Annotated in this window: 18 protein-coding genes; 10 read left to right on the forward strand and 8 right to left on the reverse strand. The window is 60.1% G+C overall.

Going from position 1 to position 17,695, the window contains the following annotated elements; genetic code table 11:
• Positions 1-195 precede the first annotated feature (195 nt).
• The 9 genes from motA (at position 196) to RIB87_RS02790 (ending at position 9,305) form a co-directional block, all read left to right on the forward strand.
• Positions 196-1,056 (forward strand): flagellar motor stator protein MotA, encoded by an 861-nt coding sequence (gene motA, locus RIB87_RS02750; RefSeq protein ID WP_350143249.1) that lies wholly within the window; start codon positions 196-198, stop codon positions 1,054-1,056.
• A 40-nt stretch (positions 1,057-1,096) separates the two neighbouring features.
• On the forward strand, positions 1,097-2,038 hold the full coding sequence (locus RIB87_RS02755) for a flagellar motor protein MotB (protein ID WP_350143251.1): 942 nt from the start codon (positions 1,097-1,099) through the stop codon (positions 2,036-2,038).
• A gap of 87 nt (positions 2,039-2,125) precedes the next feature.
• Positions 2,126-2,659 (forward strand): RDD family protein, encoded by a 534-nt coding sequence (locus RIB87_RS02760; RefSeq protein WP_350143253.1) that lies wholly within the window; start codon positions 2,126-2,128, stop codon positions 2,657-2,659.
• A gap of 58 nt (positions 2,660-2,717) precedes the next feature.
• On the forward strand, positions 2,718-4,574 hold the full coding sequence (locus RIB87_RS02765; RefSeq protein ID WP_350143255.1) for an SLC13 family permease: 1,857 nt from the start codon (positions 2,718-2,720) through the stop codon (positions 4,572-4,574).
• Positions 4,575-4,607: 33 nt separating this feature from the next.
• The gene (locus tag RIB87_RS02770; RefSeq protein WP_350143257.1) at positions 4,608-5,372 is read left to right on the forward strand and encodes an arginyltransferase; all 765 of its coding nucleotides are present in this window, start codon (positions 4,608-4,610) and stop codon (positions 5,370-5,372) included.
• 81 nt (positions 5,373-5,453) lie between these two features.
• Positions 5,454-6,602, forward strand: coding sequence for a TRAP transporter substrate-binding protein (locus tag RIB87_RS02775; protein WP_350143259.1), 1,149 nt, complete (start codon positions 5,454-5,456; stop codon positions 6,600-6,602).
• Positions 6,603-6,613: 11 nt separating this feature from the next.
• Positions 6,614-7,159: a TRAP transporter small permease subunit gene (locus tag RIB87_RS02780; protein ID WP_350143261.1), complete on the forward strand. Its 546-nt coding sequence runs from the start codon at positions 6,614-6,616 to the stop codon at positions 7,157-7,159.
• On the forward strand, positions 7,159-8,802 hold the full coding sequence (locus RIB87_RS02785) for a TRAP transporter large permease (RefSeq protein WP_350143263.1): 1,644 nt from the start codon (positions 7,159-7,161) through the stop codon (positions 8,800-8,802). Before RIB87_RS02780 ends, RIB87_RS02785 begins: the two co-directional genes overlap by 1 nt.
• A 20-nt stretch (positions 8,803-8,822) precedes the next feature.
• A complete protein-coding gene (locus RIB87_RS02790; protein WP_350143265.1) occupies positions 8,823-9,305 on the forward strand; it encodes a hypothetical protein in 483 nt (160 codons plus the stop codon).
• Between the two features lie 264 nt (positions 9,306-9,569).
• On the opposite strand, the gene parC is transcribed toward RIB87_RS02790, so the two are convergent.
• Complete coding sequence (gene parC / locus RIB87_RS02795; RefSeq protein ID WP_350143267.1) at positions 9,570-11,831, reverse strand: DNA topoisomerase IV subunit A; 2,262 nt, start codon at positions 11,829-11,831, stop codon at positions 9,570-9,572.
• 109 nt (positions 11,832-11,940) lie between these two features.
• Here parC and RIB87_RS02800 point away from each other — a divergent pair, with 109 nt between their 5' ends.
• Complete coding sequence (locus RIB87_RS02800) at positions 11,941-12,243, forward strand: hypothetical protein (protein WP_350143269.1); 303 nt, start codon at positions 11,941-11,943, stop codon at positions 12,241-12,243.
• On the opposite strand, the gene recO is transcribed toward RIB87_RS02800, so the two are convergent.
• From recO to acpS, 7 genes are all read right to left on the reverse strand, one after another.
• Positions 12,240-12,956, reverse strand: a complete 717-nt coding sequence (gene recO / locus RIB87_RS02805) for a DNA repair protein RecO (protein WP_350143271.1) — start codon at positions 12,954-12,956, stop codon at positions 12,240-12,242. The two genes, RIB87_RS02800 and recO, sit on opposite strands and share 4 nt — an antisense overlap.
• A gap of 166 nt (positions 12,957-13,122) precedes the next feature.
• Positions 13,123-14,037 carry a GTPase Era gene (gene era / locus RIB87_RS02810; RefSeq protein ID WP_350143273.1) on the reverse strand — a complete coding sequence of 305 codons (915 nt, stop codon included), beginning with the start codon at positions 14,035-14,037 and terminating at the stop codon, positions 13,123-13,125.
• Positions 14,034-14,726, reverse strand: coding sequence for a ribonuclease III (gene rnc, locus RIB87_RS02815; protein ID WP_350143275.1), 693 nt, complete (start codon positions 14,724-14,726; stop codon positions 14,034-14,036). Before rnc ends, era begins: the two co-directional genes overlap by 4 nt.
• On the reverse strand, positions 14,723-15,481 hold the full coding sequence (gene lepB, locus RIB87_RS02820) for a signal peptidase I (RefSeq protein ID WP_350143277.1): 759 nt from the start codon (positions 15,479-15,481) through the stop codon (positions 14,723-14,725). The genes rnc and lepB overlap by 4 nt, the downstream gene beginning before the upstream one ends.
• Before the next feature lie 177 nt (positions 15,482-15,658).
• Positions 15,659-16,324: a glutathione S-transferase gene (locus tag RIB87_RS02825; protein ID WP_350143279.1), complete on the reverse strand. Its 666-nt coding sequence runs from the start codon at positions 16,322-16,324 to the stop codon at positions 15,659-15,661.
• Positions 16,321-17,268, reverse strand: coding sequence for an oxygen-dependent tRNA uridine(34) hydroxylase TrhO (gene trhO / locus RIB87_RS02830; RefSeq protein WP_350143281.1), 948 nt, complete (start codon positions 17,266-17,268; stop codon positions 16,321-16,323). Before trhO ends, RIB87_RS02825 begins: the two co-directional genes overlap by 4 nt.
• A gap of 5 nt (positions 17,269-17,273) precedes the next feature.
• Positions 17,274-17,684: a holo-ACP synthase gene (gene acpS, locus RIB87_RS02835; protein WP_350143283.1), complete on the reverse strand. Its 411-nt coding sequence runs from the start codon at positions 17,682-17,684 to the stop codon at positions 17,274-17,276.
• Positions 17,685-17,695: the final 11 nt, after the last annotated feature.

Here is a 17,695-nt window from a genome sequence, read left to right on the forward strand (position 1 = left end):
GGCGGCTGTCTGCCGTTCTAGGCGACCCGCCGCAGGCTGGCAACGGGGTGCTTTAGCAAAGCATTAACCACACCTGTCAACCTCAACCGCGTGTTAACGCATCTCATGCACTGTGCAGGTCAGATTACTCCGGCAAAAGTCTGCGCACGTGGGGTGAGCGGGCTGAACTGTTTAGCGGGTGGGACCCTTCGCGCGATGAAACTGTTTATCGGCATTATCACTGTTTTCGTCTGCGTGCTCGGCGGCTACGCAGCCATGGGCGGCAAGCTCATTGTGCTGTGGCAGCCGTTCGAAGGCGTGATTATTCTGGGTGCCGCCATGGGCGCGTTCATCATCGCCAACCCCGGCCACGTCATCAAACAGTTTGGTGGGTCGCTGGGCGCGCTGATGAAAGGCTCGCAGTACAACAAGGAGTCCTACCTTGAGCTGCTGAGCTGCCTGTTCCAGTTTTTCAAGCTGGCCAAGGCCAAAGGCAACCTGGCGCTGGAAGCTCATGTGGAAAACCCGCACGAGTCCACAATCTTTGCGCAGTTCCCGACCGTCGCCAACAATCACCACGCCGTGGATTTCATCTGCGACTACATTCGCCTCATCACCCTTGGCACCGAAAACCCTCACGAGTTGGAAGCCCTGATTGATGAGGAACTGGAAACTCACCACGAAGAACGCCACCACCTGATTGACGCCATGCAGGCACTGGCCGACGGCACTCCGGCGCTGGGCATTGTGGCCGCCGTGCTGGGCGTGATCAAAACCATGGGTTCCATCAATGAGCCGCCTGAAATCCTCGGCAAGCTGATTGGTGGTGCTCTGGTGGGTACGTTCCTCGGCGTGTTCGTGGCCTATGGCTTTTTTGCACCCATGACCGCATCGCTGAAGCACACTTACGGGGCCGAAGCAAAATACTTCCAGTGCATCAAGGCCTCCCTGCTCGCTCACCTGTCAGGCTACCCGCCTGCCGTTTCGGTTGAGTTTGGCCGTAAGGCACTGCTGACAGAAACCCGTCCGACATTCGCAGAGCTGGAAGAAAAGACAGGCTCCTTGCAGCCGGTCTAGGCCGACATAGCGATCAAACGGAAAGCACCCAACGCACACCATGGCCAGCAACGAACAGCCGATCATCATCAAGCGCGTGAAAAAAGCCGCGCACGCCCATCACGGTGGTGCGTGGAAGATCGCCTATGCTGACTTCGTGACCGCCATGATGGCTTTCTTCCTGCTGATGTGGCTCATCTCCATGACGACGCCGCAGCAAAAGGACGGGCTTGCGGACTATTTCGCGCCGCCAAATATCAGCCGCTCCACGTCAGGGTCTGGCGGTGTTCTGGGCGGCACAGCGCACGACAATCGCGGTGCACGCGAAGGCGGCTCAGTAACCGCCATCGTCATGTCCATTGCTCCGCCTGCGGATGAAGAAGCCGAAGGTGACGACAAGGGCCGCACACCCGGCGAAGGGCAGATGGGCGACAAGGTGGCCCGTGGCGCGGAAGAACCCCACCCGGATGACTCGTTCCTGGAAGAAGGTGAAACCGAGCAGGAGGCCCGCGCCTTTGCCCGCGCTGAAATGTCCATCCGCCAGTCGCTGAATGATCTGCCGGAACTGGCCGAACTCTCCAAGCACATCATCATTGACGAAACACCCGAAGGCCTGCGTATCCAGCTTGTGGATCAGGAAGGCCGCTCGATGTTCCCCGCTGAAAGTGCTGTGCCCTACGAGCGCACACGTGTTCTTCTCAACGCCATCGGCAACACGCTGAACCAGCTCCCCAACCGCATTACGATCGGCGGTCACACGGACGCAAACCCATTGAGCACCGGCGACGAATACACGTCCTGGGAACTCACATCAGATCGCGCCAATGCCGCCCGCCGGCTGCTGATGCAGGCAGGCCTCAACGGCAACCGCGTCTATCAGGTCGCCGGCAAGGCTGATTCGGAACCGCTGTTCCCCGAAGACCCGTATATGGCTGCAAACCGTCGCATCTCCATCGTGCTGTTGCGCGAAGCCCCCGTATTGCCACCAAGCCAGATGCGCTGAGCGCACACCCAAAACGCTGCCTATTGCAGTTGACGCCCTGCCTCCCCATTTTACGGATACAGACGTAATAATCCGGGAGATCTAAAGGTGACAACACCGGACCGGCCTGAGGCTGTTCACTGGCGGGACGCCAAATCCAACGACCCCATTGACCTTGATTCCGACCACTACCCGGAGCTGTTCGACGGCCTGCTGGGCAAACGCATCATGGCATTCGTCATAGACTGGCTGCTACTGGCCGTCGTCACTGTTTTCACAACCATCATCATGGCCATTCTGGGAGCACTCACGCTCGGCCTGTTGTGGCCGCTCACAAGCATCATCGTTCCCGCCCTGTGGCTGGCCTATTTTACATTCAGCATCGGCAGTCCGGTTTCTGCCACGCCGGGTATGCGCTTTGCCGGCATTGAAGTGCGCACCTGGGATGGCGCGCGGCCCGGTTACCTGCAAGCCGCGCTGCAGACGCTGGTTTTTTACGTGACCTGGGTCGTGACCATTTTTGTGGCGCTGGTACCGCTGTTCAACAGGCGTCGCCGCTGCCTGCACGACTATCTCATCGGCACCGTGGTCATCAATTCACCACAGCGAATCCCGACACCGCAAACCATCATCTCCACCTAGGCGCAGCCCCTGAAAAACGTCGCTTGGCATTGCCCCGGAGCCGTGCCTAGATGCGGCCATGGAGGCCGACCTTTCCCACGTCTGGCAGATGTGGGTGGTGCTCATTGCCATCGTTGCAGCGATCATCGCCTATGCGTCAGAAGACATCCCCCTTGAAATCACTTCGCTGGCGCTGCTGGCGGGGCTTCTGGTGTTTTTTCAGGTCTTTCCCGTAGAAGCGCCAAGCACACCAAACCTGCTTGACGCGCGCACATTGCTGGCAGGCCTTGCCGACCCTGCCCTCATCGCCGTGCTGGCTTTGCTGGTCATCGGTCAGGGCCTGTTCCAGTCCGGCGCGCTGGAAGGCATGGCCCAACTCAGCAACGCCAATGCCGTGCGTGCGCCAATGCTGACGCTTGCCGTTATGCTGGTGGTGGTGCTGGTGGTGTCGGGCTTCATGAACAACACACCCGTCGCGGTGATCTTCATTCCCGTGGTCAGCGCGCTGGCGGCCAAAGCCTCCGTCTCATCCTCCAAGATGATGATCCCGCTGTCCTATGCCTCCATTCTGGGCGGCATGACCACACTGCTGGGGTCATCCACAAACCTGCTGGCAGCGGGCGCTGCAACACGCGCGGGCATGGACCGCATCGGCTTTTTTGATTTCACCATTCCCGGCCTCGTGCTGGCAGGCGTTGGCATTCTCTATGTTGCGGGCCTGTTGCCGCGCATCATGCCGTCACGGGCCAATCTGTCCGATGATCTGAGCGGCTCCGGCAAGCAGTTCATCGCCCAGTTGCAGCTTGGCTATGGTCATCCGCTGGTGGGAACCAAAGCCAGGGGCGGCATGTTCCCGGCGCTCAAGAACATCACTGTACGCATGGTTCAGCGTGGCGAGCACCCGTTCCTGCCGCCCTATGAAGACTTGGTGCTGCGTCCCGGCGACACGATGATTATCGCTGCGACCCGCGCCACGTTGATGGAAGCCCTAAAGCAGGATCCAGAGATATTTCAGGATCTCATCCACCAGGACGGTGGCCCTTCGGACCCTGACGAGGACGGCGAACAACGTCCGATCCGCGACCTGATGCTGGCGGAAGCCATTGTCGCCCCCGGCTCGCGGCTGATCGGCCGCAACATTGAGCAGGCAGGGTTCCGCATGGAAACCGATTGCATTGTGCTGGGCGTGCAGCGCCGCAGTCGGATGATCCGCGCCCGGATGAGTGACATTCGCCTTGAAGCAGGCGACGTGTTGCTGATTGTCGGTACCCGCGACAGTGTGCGCGGCCTGCGCACCAGCCGTGATGTGTTGCTGCTTGAGTGGTCTGCAACCGAGATCCCCGATGTGAGCAATGCCCGCAAGGCGCAGATCATTCTGGCCGCAACCGTTGCAAGTGCCGCCCTTGGCCTTGTGCCCATCGTGGTGGCTGCTGTCGCCGGGGCCTTCGCCATGATTGTGTCGGGCTGCCTCAACGTGCGTCAGGGTGCCCGCGCCATCGACCGACAGATTTTTTTGCTGGTTGGCGCCGCGCTCGCCCTTGGCACGGCACTGGAATCAACCGGCGGCGCCATGTTCATCGCCACCCAGGTCATCACCCTGTTTGACGGGTTCGGTACGGCGGTGGTGCTCAGCGTGTTCTTCCTGCTTGTGGCAGTGCTCACCAACGTGTTGAGCAACAACGCCACCGCCGTGCTGTTTGTGCCCATTGGCATCAGCACCGCGCAGCAGCTTGGCGTGGACCCGACGATCTTTGTCTATGCGGTGATCTTTGCCGCCAACTGCTCCTTCGCCACGCCAATGGGCTACCAGACCAACCTGCTGGTGATGGGCCCCGGCCACTACCGCTTTTCTGATTTTCTGCGGGCGGGCGCCCCATTGGTGATTATTCTGTGGATCACTTTCTCCCTGTTCGCGCCGTGGTATTATGGTCTGTGATATTCGCCACTCAGGCACCTGGAACCTGCATCGTTGACCCACCATCCCGGCAAAACAGCCCCGCGTTTCTATCTCACGGCGGAGCAGCCCTGCCCGTATCTGCCCGGCAGAAAGGAGCGCAAGGTGTTTACGCATCTGCTGGATGCGGACGCGGACACCATCAACTCCATGCTGACTACAGCGGGCTTTCGCCGCAGCCAGACCATTGCCTACAAGCCCGCCTGCGAAGGGTGTTCAGCCTGCGTTTCGGTGCGTATTCCGGTGGACAGGTTCACGTCGTCCCAGTCTCAGCGCCGTATCATCCGGCGCAACGCGGACCTCGCCCGTCGCGCCTGTGAACCACACGCCACCGAGCCCCAGTTCGAGCTTTTGCGCGCCTATCTGCAAGACCGCCACGCCAATGGCGGCATGGCCGACATGGACGAAGACGACTTCACCGCCATGGTGGAGGAAACCACCGTGGACACGCTCATTTTTGAGTATTGGGGCCACCGTGCAGACGGGATCGATATTGACGACCCGCTGACAAAACCCCATTTGCTGGGTGCCTCGGTGACTGACGTGATCGATGACGGTCTGTCCATGGTCTACAGCTTTTTTGATCCCGCCGAGACGGCCCGCAGCCTTGGCACCTACATGATCCTGGATCACATCGCCAAGGCCCGCGAGCTGGGCCTGCCTTATGTCTATCTGGGCTACTGGATCGAGGATTGCCGCAAGATGGCCTACAAGGCCCGCTTCAAGCCGCTGGAAGCACTGACATTCGACGGCTGGGCGCCCCTCAAGCCCCCCGGATAGCCGGCACTGCCAAACCAAGTGCCGCATTGCACGGGGCCACCCCATCCCTATACTGCGCGTCAAATCTTCGGGGAGACGATAATGAAACGCAGGGATTTCCTGACCGGTGCCGCCGTGACAGCGGGTGCCGCCGCCACACTCGCCCTTGCAGGGTGCGACAATGGCCAGAGCACGGCTGCCGCGGACTGTGAACCGGGCACAAGCCCCGCAGCACCCGCCATCGTCACCGGCAAACGCCAGCTCAAAATGGTGACCACCTGGCAGAAAAACTTCCCCGGCCTTGGCACATCTGCCGAGCGCGTGGCCAAACGCATTGAAGAAGCCACCGACGGGCAACTCTCCGTCAAGGTCTATGCCGCCGGCGAACTTGTGCCCGCCTTTGAATGCTTCGATGCCGTCTCAACCGGCACCGCTGATTGCTACAACGGCGCTGAATATTACTGGCAGGGAAAATCTGTCGGCTTCACGTTTTTTACCGCCGTCCCCTTCGGCATGACCGCCAACGAACTGACCGCCTGGATGTATCACGGAGGTGGTCAGGAATTGTGGGACGAACTCTCCGGCCAGTTCAACCTCAAAGGCTTTTTGTCCGCCAATACCGGCGTGCAGATGGGCGGCTGGTTCAATAAGCGCATCGAGAGCCTCGAAGACCTCAAGGGTCTGAAAATCCGTATGCCCGGTCTTGGCGGCGAAGTGCTGCGCCAGCTTGGCGCGGCCGCCGTCAGCCTTCCGGGTCCGGACATTTATCAGGCACTGCAATCAGGTGCCATTGACGCCACAGAGTGGGTTGGCCCGTGGAACGATCTGGCGCAGGGTTTTTACAAGGTCACAAAATACTACTACTGGCCCGGCTTCCACGAGCCCGGCGCAGCACTGGCCACTGTGTTCAACAAGGATGTGTGGGAGAGCCTGACACCGTCCCAGCGCGCTATCGCCGAACAGGTGTGCCGTACCGAGCACGACTACACGCTGGCCGAGTTCAACCACAACAACTCCACAGCACTGGATACCCTCACCAAAAACCACGGCGTAATCCTTGAGAAGTTTTCCGACGAGGTGTTTGGCGGTTTCCGTGATGCCTCCAAGACAGTGCTCGAACAGGCGTCGCAGGAAAGCGAAATCGCCGGGCGCATTTATGCCAGTTTCCGTCAGAACCTCGAAAACTCCATCCGCTGGACCCGCATTTCAGAAGAGGCCTACGTCAACATGCGCACGGGCAGCGCTGGCTGACTGCACACCGCATGACGAAACTCATCAGCCTGATTGACGCCCTGAACGAACGCATCGGCCGCACCGTTGCGTGGCTGGCGCTTATCATGGTGCTGGTGCAGTTCATCATTGTCGTGCAGCGCTACGTATTTGGCATCGGCTCCATCTGGATGCAGGAATCCATCGTCTATATGCACGGATTTTTGTTCATGCTGGCGGCGGGATACACCCTTCTGCACAACGGCCATGTGCGCGTTGATGTGTTTTACCGGCAGGCCACACCCCACCGCAAAGCACTCACGGATTTGTGCGGCACGGTGTTTTTTTTGATGCCTGTCTGCGTCGCCATCATCTGGCTGGCCTGGCCATATGTCTCCAACTCATGGGCGATCTTTGAAGGCTCGAAGGAAACCAGCGGCATCCACGGCGTGTTCCTGCTCAAGAGCGTCATCATCGTGTTTGCCGTGTTGATGATACTGCAGGGCGTGTCACTGGCCGCGCATTCTGTCCGCATACTGACGGGGGCTGAAACGCCACCCGACCCAACCTCTGCCGACACCCCGCCGGAACTGTTCTGATGGACCTCGCCGCCATCCTCGACATTGCGATGTTCGCAACCGCCTGCGTGTTTTTGCTGGCGGGCTTTCCTGTTGCCTTCACGCTGGCGGGCACAGCGCTGATTTTTGCCGTACTGGGCTATTCGCTGGGCGTTTTCGACCTGTCATTCCTGGGTGCCTTCCCGCAGCGCATTTTCGGCACCATGACCAACGAAACGCTCATCGCGGTGCCGTTGTTCGTATTCATGGGCGTGATGCTGGAGCGCAGCCGGGTGGCGGAAGAGCTGCTGGAAAACATGAGCCGCCTGTTTGGCACCATGCGCGGCGGCCTTGGCATCTCGGTCACCATTGTGGGCGCGTTGCTGGCAGCGTCCACCGGCATTGTCGGGGCCACCGTTGTCACCATGGGCCTGCTCTCTCTGCCCACCATGCTGCGGCGCGGCTATGACCCGGCACTGGCCACAGGCTCCATTGCCGCAGCCGGTACGCTGGGCCAGATCATTCCACCCTCCATCGTGCTGGTGCTGCTGGGCGACGTGATGTCCAGCGCCTACCAGAATGCACAACTGTCGTTGGGCAACTTTTCACCCGATGCCATATCTGTCGGTGATCTGTTCGCCGGTGCGCTCCTGCCGGGACTGATGCTGGTGGGTCTCTACATCATCTATCAGCTTCTCACCGCCTGGTTGCGCCCTGCCTCGTCCCCCGCGCTCGACGCGAGCGAACTCGAAAACGCACCCGGCTTCGGCGCCATTCTGCACGCGCTGCTGCCGCCGGTGTTGCTGATGGTATCAGTCCTTGGCTCCATTCTGGCAGGCGTTGCCACCCCCACCGAAGCCGCCGCCGTGGGCGCTATCGGCGCAACACTGCTGGCAGGCTACCGCACCACCGGCATGGACGTTGCCGCCCACAATTCAGCCCCGGCCCTGCGCCGTCTGCCGCTGCGGGCGCTGGCAGCACTTCACGTCAATGGCGTTTGGCCGCCGGTACTTGCCGCTGGTGCCATCCTCGGCCTGTTCATTCTCACCGGCTCATTCGATTTGCGCATGGGCCTCGCCACTGTCAGCACAGGCACACAGGTTGCCTCGTTCGCAGCCTTCGTACTGTGCGCCATTGTGGCGTGGGGCGTACTCGTTTCATTGGCACGCACCCTGAGCAATGGATGCCTGGGTCAGGTGGTGCGCACCACCAGTGAAATTACCTCCATGGTGTTTGTCATTCTGGTGGGGGCGGCGTTGTTCAGCCTGGTGTTCCGGGGCCTTGGCGGCGACGATACCGTGCATGAGTTTTTGAGTTCCATGCCCGGCGGCGTAGTGGGTGCCGTGATCATCGTCATGCTTGTGATGTTCGTGCTCGGCTTCTTCCTCGACTTTATTGAAATCACGTTTGTTGTTGTGCCCGTAGTTGCCCCCATTTTGCTTATGATGGGCGTTGATCCCATCTGGCTGGGCGTCATGATGGCGATCAACCTGCAAACGTCTTTCCTGACGCCGCCATTCGGCTTTGCACTGTTCTATCTGCGCGGTGTCGCGCCTCCGGAAGTCAAAACCACCGACATTTACAAAGGCGCATTGCCGTTTGTGGCCATCCAGATCCTTGCTCTGGTCATATTGTCGATGTTCCCTGAGATCGCCACATGGCTGCCCGAAGTTGTCTTCGGATAGCGGACACAAAGGACTGATTCATGGCCAAAACATCAGCGCCCACCGGCGGCCCCAACTACATGACCACAACCCTCATCATGCTGGCTGCGGTCGGCGCACTGGCCGTTGCCATTTCGCAGGGCTGGCTGAACCTGGATGAAGACCCGATTCACCTGACCGTCACAGCGCCGCAAACAGTCATTCTGCCGCGTTCAGGCGAGGTGCCGCTGACCTACACGGTGAAGCTGCAAAACAACACCGACGACCCCGAACTGCTGGAAGCCCGCACCCCCTGCCACATCCACCGCTGGTTTGTGGCCGATGGCGGCGGCAACTTCGTGCAGGGTGAGCCCAAGGAAGACTGCGCTCAGGTGGTGATGAACGCCGACCTGCAGCCTGAAACATTTGTTGAAGATACCAACGAGATTCTGCTCGACGCCGCCCGCTATACGCCCGGCGACAGTTACCAGATGATGGTCAGCTATTGGGGCTACGAACGCATCCACGTGTTTGATGTCGAGTAAGACTGCAGTGTGTTGAGACTGCTGACTGGATCCCCCGGTCAAACCGGAGGATGGTGAGTATTGTTTCGAGCGCTAACCATGCAATCTCCCTAACCAAGCGCACTCCCAAACCACCCACACTGCAATGTCACCCCGGACTTGATCCGGGGTCCAGAGCCACAAGAGCCCTCGCCTGCGGTTCCTGGATTTAGCGTCACCTCAAAAAACCAGTGCCCACCACCATAGTGTCCACCACCATGATGTCTTCGTCGCGCGAAACAGCGCCTAGTCGCGCGCCAGCACTGACCCGTCCAGAATAATCCAGTCGCGCTTTGGAAAGCCCGGCGGCGGCAACCGCCCGGCCTGCGCACGGTCGCCGCGCCAGTCTTTCAGGGTCTTGGCATCCATCTGCTTTTGACCGCCACCATCGCGCCAGCGGAAGCCGTCCTTCAGCGCAAACACCTTGGCCTGCCGCAGCCCGCCATCCTTGTAACGCTGCAACCGCACACCACGGCCGCGCGACATGGTGCTAACCTGCTCCAGCGGGAACAACAGCAGCTTGCGGTTCTCGCCCATCACCGCAACCGTATCGCCCGTTGCCTCAACGCAGGTATGCGCCTCATCGCCGGCCGCAAGGTTCAGCACCTGCTTGCCCTTGCGCGTCATCGCAATCACGTCATCTTCGGGCACCACAAAGCCGTAGCCTGTTTGCGACGCCACCAGCAGCGAACGTCCCGGCGTGTGGACAAACAGCGACACGATGCTTTCGCCATCGCCCAGATCAACCATCACCGACACCGGCTCGCCAAACCCGCGTCCGCCAGGCAGCTTGGCCGCATCCAGCGTGTAAAAACGCCCATTGGTGGCAAACAGCACAATCTTGTCAGTGCTTTGCGCATGAACGGCAAAGCGTGGCGCATCGCCGGTCTTGAACTTGAGCGCTGACGTATCGTCCGCATGGCCCTTGAGGGAGCGTATCCAGCCGCCTTCGGAACACACCACCGTAATCGGCTCTTTGACGGTCAACTCCTCAACGACAGCGGCTTCGTCCACCTCCGGTGCATCCGCAAGCAGCGTGCGCCTGCGGCCAATATCCGTCTTGCTGCCAAACGCCGAGCGCACCTCTTTCAACTCGTCTGAAATATGCGCCCACTGTTTGTCATCTGACTTCATCAGCGCATTGAGCGTTTTGGCTTCCGCTGTCAGCGCTTTGTGCTCGCCCTTGATTTCCATCTCTTCAAGCTTGCGCAAGGAGCGCAACCGCATGTTCAGGATCGCCTCGGCCTGCACTTCGCTCAGCTTGAAAGCGGCAATCAGCTCCTTCTTCGGCTCATCTTCTTCACGAATGATGCGGATCACCTCATCCAGATTGAGATAGGCCGCAAGGTAGCCTTCCAGCACCTCAAGGCGATGAGCGATCTTGCCAAGCCTGAACTGCGTGCGCCGCCGCAGCACCACCTGCCGGTGATCCAGAAATGCCTGCAACACCTGCCTGAGGCTGAGCACCTGTGGCACCTGCCCTGCTGTCAGCACATTCATGTTGAGCGGTATGCGCACCTCAAGATCAGTCGTGCGAAACAGACTTTCCATCAGCACTTCAGGTTCGATTGTGCGGCTGCGCGGCTCAAGCACAAGCCGCACGTCCTCGGCGGATTCATCACGAATGTCTGCGAGCAGCGGCAGCTTCTTGGCTTGCAGCAGGTCCGCCACCCGCTCGATCAAACGGGCTTTTTGCACCTGGTAAGGCATTTGCGTGACCACCACCTGATAGCCACCGCGCCCTGTGTCCTCGCTCTCCCACCGCGCCCGCAACCGAAAAGAACCGCGACCAGTGCGATAGGCCTCGGCGATGCTCTCCGCCGGTTCAATCAACACCCCGCCGGTAGGAAAATCCGGACCAGGCACATATTTGAGCAACGTGTCATCGCGCGCGTTGGGCTGCTTGATGAGATGCAATGCCGCGTCCACAAGCTCTGCCGCGTTATGAGGGGGAATGGACGTGGCCATGCCCACGGCAATGCCCGTGGTGCCGTTGGCCAGCAGGTTGGGAAACGCTCCGGGCAACACCACCGGCTCTTCGTCTTCGCCATCATATGTGTCGCGAAAATCGACGGTGTCTTCGTCCAGACCATCCAGCATCAGCCGGGCTACTTCGGTCATGCGGCTTTCGGTGTAACGCATGGCGGCAGCGTTATCGCCGTCTATGTTGCCGAAATTGCCCTGGCCTTCCACCATCGGGTAGCGCTGGGCAAAGTCCTGCGCGAGACGCACCAGCGCGTCATAAATCGACTGGTCGCCGTGTGGGTGATAGCGACCAATCACTTCACCCACCACACGGGCGCATTTCTTGAAGCCGCCTGACGGGTCCAGCTTGAGCTGGCGCATGGCAAACAGCAGCCGACGCTGCACCGGCTTCAGCCCGTCGCGTACATCCGGCAAGGCCCGCTGGGTAATGGTGGAAAGTGCATAGGCCAGATACCGCTCCTCGAGCGCCTCACGCAGGGCAATCGGGCGGGCATTATCCGGCGGCGTCGTGGGCTTGCTCATGGCTGGTCCGAATCAGGGATTTTCAGGCTAAACTCTTGGTCGCCCGCCCACCAAAGTGGGTCAAGGGCATGTGCCCGGATGAACGAAGGGCAACAGGGATGAGGCGACAATGATTTCCAACACACGATACTGGCTGTTCATGAGCATCGCCGCTTTTCTCGCCACGCTGCTTGCCCGCTACGGCATTCCCGACGGCACGCCCGCGCCGATTTTATTCACCCAGGAGACAGCCATTGCACTGGCGGCGGGAGCCGCGACGCTGCTGGTGCTGCCCGCGGCCCTTGTCATCCCCTGGCGACAGGTGCAGCGCACCCGCCGCACGGTGACCAACACACCGCTGTATGCGGGCACGGCACTGTTTGCCATGCTGGCCTTCGTGGCCCTCATCGGCGCGGCGATCAGCGGCAGCTAGACACCAAGCACATCCAGCACGGCCACCCGCGGCACCGGCAGGGCTCTGTCACCGGGAGCAAACACGCGTTTCTCCAGAAAGAAACCGGTCAGCCGCAAACCATCGTGAATGTCGTCCGCCCCGTAGCCGTCACCGCCCGCCAGAAACGCCGGTAGTTTCAGCAACCGTTCCTTGTAAACGCCAGCAGCCTCCTGCGTAACCGCGCGGCCTGAACGGGGTGAGACATAGGCCAGGTTTTCGGTTTCACCGGTTACTGCACACGCTGACAGATCGAGCCCGAAGCCCAGATCTTCCAGCAGTCCAAGCTCCCATCGCGCCATAACGGCGGGCCATGTGTCGGCGTCATCCAGCGTGTCCAGCAGCACCGTCAGCCCGTCATAGACACGCGGATGCGCCTCTCGTTCTGGCAGCGCCGCACTGGCCACAGCAGCCGCAGCGGTCAGCCCGCCAAGTGCCTTGCGGTTCGCCAGTGCCACAGACACCCGCTCCACCAGCGGCTCCACGGTGTAGCTGCCCAAATGCTCCTGAAGGCGCGCCCGCCAGTGCGCCCGCAGGGTGTTGCCGGGCTGCAAGAGCCCGCGCAGACGTTTGGACGTGCCGCCCCGCACCAGCCCCAGATGACGTCCATGATCTCGCGTCAGAAGTTCAAGAATGACCGACGCCTCCCCGTGGGGACGCACATGCAGAACAATGCCGTCGTCGATCCAGTCCATTAAAAATCCGGAAAATGGGAAAAATCAGACAAATGGGTTGCGCGCGCTTTGGAGCGAGTTGCTGCAAAAACAACTGCTTAGGCACCGCGATTGAGACAGCATGACAACAAAATTGCAACAATTCAGCGGTTTGTCCCCACCTGTGGAAAACCGCATCTGCCCGACGTCAGCCTTGTTTGGGGAACTCCAGACCCATCATCCGGTAACGTTCGGGATCATTGCCCCAGCCCTCGCGCACCTTCACGAACAAGAACAGATGCGCCTTGATCCCCAGCGCCTCCTGAATGTCTTCGCGCGCCGCCTGACCAATCTCCTTGGTGGTCTTGCCGCCCTTGCCCAGCACAATGCCTTTCTGGCCGGGGCGCTCCACATAAATTACCTGGTCAATCTTGATCGAGCCGTCGGGCCGTTCGGTCCAGCCTTCGGTCTCAACCGTGGTGGCGTAAGGCAACTCATCATGCAGCCGCAAAAACAGTTTTTCGCGGGTGATTTCAGCTGCCAGCAACCGTTGCGACAAATCGGCCACCTGGTCCGCCGGATAAAGCCACGGGCCTTCCGGCATCATGCCAGCAAGACGTTTGCGCAGGTCCGCGACGCCGTCGCCGTTAAGCGCTGAAATCATGAAAGTGTCAGCAAACGCCACATGCTCGTTCGCCACTGCTGCAAGTTCCAGAAGTCTTTCGTGTGGCGCTTCATCCACCTTGTTGAGCACAAGAAGGCATGGCGTCTTTGCGCCGGACAGCGATTTCAGGATCGCCAGAAAGCCCTCATGATCAGGCCGTGTGCGTTTGGCATCCACAATGAGCGCCGTCACATCTGCTTCGTCCGCCCCTCCCCACGCCGCCGCTACCATGGCGCGGTCAAGCCGTCGCTTGGGGGTAAAGATACCCGGCGTATCCACAAACACAATCTGGCTGCTGCCCTCGACGGTGATGCCGCGAATGCGCGAGCGCGTGGTCTGCGCCTTGTGTGTGACGATAGCCACCTTCTGTCCCACAAGCTGATTGAGCAGCGTGGACTTGCCCGCGTTGGGCGCACCAATGAGCGCTACGAAGCCGGATGAGGTTGGCGTGTCACTCATGAGGAGCTTTCCAGTACTGTCAGCAGGGCTGCGGCTGCGGCCTGCTCTGCGGCGCGTTTGCTGGGGCCTGACCCGACGGCTGACCCTGCCGCGCCCGCATCAACTTCAACTTCAAAGACAGGCGCATGGTCAGAACCGGCCTGCGACACCACCCGATAGTCCGGGTGCGAATGCCCCATGGTGTGAAGTTTCTCCTGCACCTGCGTCTTGGCATCCCGCGGAATGGTGGCCACAGCCTCAAACTGCTTTGCCCATGCAGACAATATGAAGGTCTGCGCCGCAACCAACCCGCCATCCAGATAAAGCGCGGCGATCACCGCTTCCATTGCATTGCCCAGAATGGCCGGTTTGGCGCGCCCGCCCTGCGCTTCTTCAGCAGGTGCCATATGCACAAAGCGTCCCAGATCCAGATCGCGCGCAACAGCAGCACAAGTCTGCCGACGCACCAGCCGGTTGAGCCGTGGTGCCAGTTCGCCTTCGGATGCCGAAGGGAACCGCGTCAGCAATGCATCCGCGATCACCAGTCCCAACACCCGGTCGCCAAGAAACTCCATGCGCTCGTTGTCCGGCCCCTGCGCCGCGGTCGCGCTGGCATGGGTCAATGCCCGATCGAGCAGGTCAGGATTCGTGAAGTCATGTCCCAGCGTTAGCATCAGCTTGCTGGCAGCACCGGCGGCCTGGCGCGTCAATGCACGCCCTGCCCGATGCGGCCCCAGCGGGTGACGCCGGGCCACTGCCAGAACTCCCAGAAGCGCGCCGAACCATCAGTCGAATAGAAAATGAACTCGGCCCGCCCAACCAGATTTTCAAACGGCACAAACCCCACCGCACCGGGCACACGACTGTCCTGCGAGTTATCCCGATTATCGCCCATCATGAAATAATGTCCGGCAGGCACGCTGAACACGCCGGTGTTGTCGCCAGAGCCTGACGGCACCTGATCGAGCGTCAGATAGGTCTTTCCGTTGGGCAAGGTTTCGCGGAAACGGGCAACGCGGCGGATATTGCCAAAACGGTCTTCTTCAACAAAGTCCTCGACACGCTCACGCGGGACACCTTCACCATTGATGAAAAGCTGACCGTCGCGCATCTGTATTTTGTCTCCGGGCAGCCCGACAACGCGCTTGATGTAATCAGTGCGGCCATCCGTCGGCAGCTTGAAAACCGCCACATCGCCCTTCTCAGGCTCGCCGCCCAGAATGCGCCCTGAAAACAGCGGCGGGCTGAACGGCAGCGAGTGCCTGGAGTAGCCATAGGCGTATTTCGATACGAACAGATAATCGCCGATCAGCAGCGTCGACAGCATGGAGCCAGACGGAATGGAAAACGGCTGAAAGAACAGCGCGCGGATGACCAGCGCAATCAACAGCGCGTAACCAATGGTTCGCAGGTTTTCAATCAGCCCGCTGGACTGCGCCGCCCTGGTCTTGTCCGTCATGCTCACAAGCTTCCACACGTCCTGAAAAGACCCTTCACGCCGCAGTGTGCAGGGGGTCGGTACTGTGCCCCAACTCTGCGCGAATAGCATGAAGAATTGCCATATATGAGGCGCTGGATAGCCTTATCTGGCCAATTTCGCAATGTTTCGTGGCTGCAAAGCGAATCTGAGGCAGCGCGCCGCCTATGCCCGTTCAAGCGACACGCCAAACACAGGCTCACGATCACCGGTTTTCCATTGCGGATGTTTCACCATCGCAGCCTCAAACAAGGCCGACTTGAGATGTCCCTCAAGCCACGGGTGAAGGGCTGGAAGCGCCTGGGCATCAAACCACTCCCTGTCCGTATTCGCGAACTGGCGCACGAACGGGAAAATGGCGTAGTCCGCAAGGCTCGGCTGCCGGCCCAGTAGCTGACCGTCCTGCACGATCATCTCATCAAGCCTTTTAAGGAACACCAGTCCCGCGTCACGTTCGGCAATCGGGTCCACATTCTCATAGCGTGTTGGATATTTGTAGCGGTCGAGGTTGTCCTTGAAAGGACCATCCGCTTCGGCAATCAGGTCGGCACAACGCGCTGATGTATCAGCGTCACCGGGCACCCAGCAGTGTGGATCGTGGCGGGCCAGTGCCCAGCGCATGATGGCCAGACTTTCATCAATCACCTGCCCGTCATCCAGCACCAGCACCGGCACAGTTGCTTTGGGGGACGCCTCGATCATCTCGTCGGGTTTATCACGCAGCACCACTTCGCGCAGCCGCACCGGGGTGCCGCTTGTCAGCAGCGCCATGCGCGCCCGCATGGCATAGGGACACCGCCTGAAGCTGTAGAGAATGGGATGCCCGCTCATGGGCTGCCCAGATGCTTTCGGCCACGCTGTGCGGCATTTTCAATCTGCCGCTGTCGCTCGCGGTAGCGCTCGCGCTGTGCTTCGGTGCGTGTGTCGTGACAGTGTGGACACGAAATGCCCGGCACATACTGGTCTGACGTCATCTCCTGCGGACTGAGAGGCATACGGCAGGCATGGCACTGGTCGTAATCGCCCTCTTCAAGGCCATGTTTCACAGCCACCCGCTGGTCAAACACAAAGCATTCGCCATTCCAGCGGCTTTCATCTTCGGGCACGTTTTCCAGATATTTGAGAATGCCGCCCTTGAGATGGTGGACATCGTCAAAGCCCTGCGTCTTCACATAGGCTGTAGCCTTCTCGCATCGAATGCCGCCGGTACAGAACATGGCAATCTTGGGCGGTGTGCCGGTGCCCTTGCGCAGTGTTTTTGCAAAGTCGTCAAACCACGCCGGAAAATCGCGAAAGTTCTCCGTACCCGGATTGATTGCCCCCTCAAACGTGCCAATCGCCACTTCGTAGGCGTTGCGCGTATCAATCACCACCGTATCGGGGTCCGCCAACATGGCGTTCCAGTGCGTGGGATCAACATAATCACCCTTGCCGTTTGCAGCATCCACTCCGGCAACGCCAAGGGTCACAATCTCTTTTTTCAGCCGGACTTTCAGGCGCAAAAACGGCATTGCGTCCGCGCTGGAATATTTAACTTCAAGCCCCTGAAACTCAGGCCGCGCCGCCAGCTCTGCAATTACCGCGTCAACACCGTCAGCCTTGCCTGCCACGGTCCCGTTGATGCCTTCGTTGGCCAACAGGATGGTGCCTTTCAGGCCATTTGCCTGACATGCCGCCAGAATGCCGGGCCGCAGGGCTGCCGGGTCATCCAGCACCACAAAATGATAAAGCGCTGCAACCTTGAAGGGACCATCTGTTTGCGTCTGGCTGTGCATGACGATCAGGCAACCTTCTCCGCAGGCACTGCGGAGATAATGACAATCGCCTGCGCCAGCGGCATGTCGTCGGTGATAGTAAGGTCAATCTGCGCAATCATACCGCGCGGCGTCATCCGCTCAAGATGCCCAAGCGCGCCGCCGGTCAGCACCATGGTCGGCTTGCCGCTCCGCAGATTGGCAACGCCCATATCGCGCCAGAACGTGCCTTGTCGAAGGCCCGTGCCCAGCGCTTTGGAGCACGCCTCCTTGGCGGCAAACCGCTTGGCGTAGGATGCCGCCCGGTTAAGGCGACGCTCGGACTTGGCCTGCTCGATATCGGTAAAAATCCGCTGGATAAAACGATCCCCGAACCGCTCAAGCGTCTGCTCGATGCGGCGGATGTCGATCAGGTCGTTGCCGATGCCAAGGATCATTCCGCGCCCCT

The organism is Pyruvatibacter sp., from assembly GCF_040219635.1.
In the GTDB taxonomy this organism is placed as follows: Bacteria; Pseudomonadota; Alphaproteobacteria; order CGMCC-115125; family CGMCC-115125; genus Pyruvatibacter.